This is a genomic window from Delftia sp. ASV31 (assembly GCF_016428765.1).
Taxonomy (GTDB): domain Bacteria; phylum Pseudomonadota; class Gammaproteobacteria; order Burkholderiales; family Burkholderiaceae_C; genus Comamonas; species Comamonas acidovorans.
In genome coordinates, this window is record NZ_JAELTK010000167.1 from 1 (window position 1) to 3,411 (window position 3,411).

Sequence of the window (3,411 nt, forward strand, 5' to 3'; positions counted from 1 at the left end):
CCCCCCCCCCCCCCCCCCCCCCCCCCCCCCCCCCCCCCCCCCCCCCCCCCCCCCCCCCCAACACCCCTTTTTTCTGTTCGCATGTCGTAGGCAGCGTCAGATGTGTATAAGAGACAGATGTGCGCAAGTTTCGGTTAAGTACGACACCCCACAATCTATTGTTTGCTTGGGGAACGTAGATCTTCTTATAGATAATACCTCAGGCGCACAATTTGGAGTGGTTCTTAATCCCCCTAGATCCGCCAATTTCGCTGCCAACACACTTGGACAATATGCTCAAGCCGAGATTCAAAAAAGCAATGGCGCAGTCCTTTCGCGAACAACCAGAAATTACGCTATGAGCTGGTATGTTGATTAAATGGGAGACGGTGCTTTAGAGTGGCTAACACCACTTCGTCACAGGCCCCCGCAGAGCAGTTATGCTCGCTGCCCTCATGGCAAGACGACCCGTTAGCAAAGAACTGTGGCGACAGCTACAACCCCTGATCCCAGCCTTCGTGCCTTCTGCCAAAGGCGGTGCGCGCAAGCTCGCAGTCAGCGATGAGGCCGCCCTCAACGGCATCTTGTTCGTGCTGCAGGCATTCCATGGGAAGACCTTCCCCAATCCCTGGGCTACGGCAGCGGCATGACTTGCTGACGGCGCCTGCGCGACTGGAACGCCGCTGGTGTCTGGGAGCAACTGCACCATGCCATGCTGACTCGCTTGCGTGAACATGACCAAATCGATTGGAGCCGGGCCAGCATTGATGGCTCCTCGGTACCAAGCCCCCGGGGGGCCAGGAAACGGGCCCAAACCCCACGGACAGAGGCAAGCTCGGCTCCAAGCGGCACATCGTCGTAGATGCCAGAGGCATCCCGCTGGTGATCTTGGTCAGCGGCGCGAACCGGCACGACTCCAAGATGTTCGAGAGGTGCGTGGACGCGATTCCTGCGATTGCTGGCCTGCCAGGACGTCCCCGTAGAAGACCGGCAAAGCTGCACGCCGACAAAGGCTACGACTTCAAGCGATGCCGAGCCCACCTGAGGCAGCGGGGCATCGTTGGCGGAATTGCCAGACGAGGCATTGAGAGCAGCGAGAGGCTGGGCAAACACCGGTGGGTGGTGGAGAGGACGCACAGCTGGTTTGCAGGCTTTGGCAAGCTGCGAATCCGCTTTGAACGACGGCTGGATATCCACGAAGCGCTGCTGAAACTGGCAGCGGCGATCATCTGTGCGCGATTCGTGGATCGGTGGTGTTAGCCAGTCTAAGGGGCAGGTCGAGTTTCAATCCACGCACCTACACGGAGGTGCGACGCCAAGCCCAAATCCCGCAACCCTCTCGCCGTCCTATTTCAATGCGCGCACTTGCGCGAAGTGCGACGCGGGCCCTGTGCCCAATCGACGACCATCTCCTTGTTTCAATCCACGCACCCACGGGCGCGACTGTGTAGTTATATCGTAGTTGCGTCCTGCCGGTAGCCAGCGGGATCGGGCGAACCTTGGGCGGGGGCGTGAAAAAAACCGCTGGTGCGGGCTCTATCCAGTGGCCCAGGATAGCCGGCGAGAACGGATGTTGGGACAAGAAAACGTGGGTAGGCAAACGTCGCGCCGCTTTGGCACGGAGCTCGATGACGTAGGCGTGGCTACTCCTCAACCGAAAAGAACTTCGCGCCGAGAGCGACTTCACGCGTGTTGATCGCAAAACTCGCTTCGATCGCCTCCATCAGCCGTTCCCTGTCCATGCAGAACTGCCGTTCAACCTGAGACTGCTTGCCCTGCTGCAGTCCCGTTCTGAGGAGCGTAATAGCCTCAACGATCTGCTGCTGGTGGGGCACCCTTTCCTTCTCCATTGCCAGATATTCTGGAGAGGTGAGGTACCGCTGCACCTCTCCACGGAGTTTGGCCGCATCCCAATTCTTCGCCCTTGCCTTCTCCATGGCGATGCCCTTTACGCGCTCGCCCTGTTCTCGCTGAGCCTTCCCTACGCTATCGAGGCGATCTATTAGTGGTTTCAAGCTCGCTTCGACCTGTTCACGACTACTACATTGCGGCGCTGCCGCCACTCCGCCGCAGAACAAAACCGCGCAGACAGCTGTAAGCAAAGAAAAACGACTGCGCATTGGTATCAAGGTGAGAGAACGGGGACGGGCCGAACTATAGCTGACCCGTGCACCGTACTTACCAGATGGGCGCATTTTCTTCGCCCCGGCTCAACACCGGTGCGGGATCGCGCGAACCCTGGGCGGGGGCGCGGAGTAGTACGCTTCGGGCACTGCCGAAGAGGCAGCTCAGAAAGGTGTGTGATGCCAGGGCCAGCGCACCCCGGCGTTCACTGCCGTGTAGGCAGCTCAGAATAAGGCGCCAGGTCGTTTACCGCCCGACCATGCGTTCCCTGCCGCACAGGCAGCCAGGCCCGCCCAGCGGGCATTTTTCTTAGGCGCTGCTCACACGGGCCGCGTCCGCACCTCGGCCGTCCAGGCAGATTGCCCTCGGGGCTGCAACGAACCCCCGATCCGTTGCAGCGATGTGGAGATATTCGCCCCCCCCTCAAGGCCCGCGCCTGCTGCGACAGCTGCTCGCGCACGTCATTGGATTCAGCGCGGAGCTTGCTGATCACCATTTTGCTCACCTTCAGCTCGCGACAACAGCGGCAGGAAAAGTGCATCCACTTTCCATAGTCTTCGAGGTAGGCAATGCAGGGGAGATTGCACAAGGGGCATGGACTTTGGATGGAATCTGGCATGGCGACACCCCGGGTAAAACTGTGCGAAAAAATGCGCTGAACCTGTTGTACCCCACAGGCACGCCCCAAAACCAAGCGCCGAGTTAGGGGTTGTCCGAACCCCCTCTGGAGCGCTGGCGATCGCCCATGTCGGCAACTACCGCCCCAGTAGCGCTCAGAGGGCACATAGAGCTACCACACGACCAAAGCACTCGAACTCTCTTGAATCGCGCTGGTGTCCCTGGTGCTCAGCGCAGGCGCTCAGCAGCAGCTGACACCCTCTGTCGACAAAGCCATTCCCGCATCGTAAAAAGCCAACAGTTCTCATCCGACACCTGTAGCAGAATGTCACAGACGCCCCATACCGGTGCGTCCATTCGAACGTTTAAAGGGAGTCAGAATGAAGAAAACAGTGATCCTGATAGCGGCAATTTCGGCATGCACATTGGCGCTGGCCAAAGGCGGAGGTGGCCACAGCGGAGGGGGTTCGAGCCGGGGAAGCAGCAGCTCCCACAGCTACTCCGGCTCGCACAGCGGTGGCTCGTCAAGCAGCCACTCTGTCCAGGGCTACACCCGCAAAGATGGCACCTATGTCGCCCCCCACCACGCCACCAATCGAGATGACACAAAGAACCTGTCTCTTATACACATCTAAAAGGGGGGGGGGGGGGGGGGGGGGGGGGGGGGGGGGGGGGGGGGGGGGGGGGGGG

General features: G+C 60.2%; 1 protein-coding gene and 1 pseudogene. One reads left to right on the plus strand and one right to left on the minus strand.

Annotation, left to right across the window (positions count from 1 at the left end; genetic code table 11):
* Positions 1-434 precede the first annotated feature (434 nt).
* Positions 435-1,239: pseudogene (locus JHD82_RS28635) on the plus strand (IS5 family transposase).
* 383 nt (positions 1,240-1,622) lie between these two features.
* On the opposite strand, the gene JHD82_RS28640 reads toward JHD82_RS28635, so the two are convergent.
* A complete protein-coding gene (locus JHD82_RS28640; protein ID WP_199140257.1) occupies positions 1,623-2,099 on the minus strand; it encodes a hypothetical protein in 477 nt (158 codons plus the stop codon).
* Positions 2,100-3,411 lie beyond the last annotated feature (1,312 nt).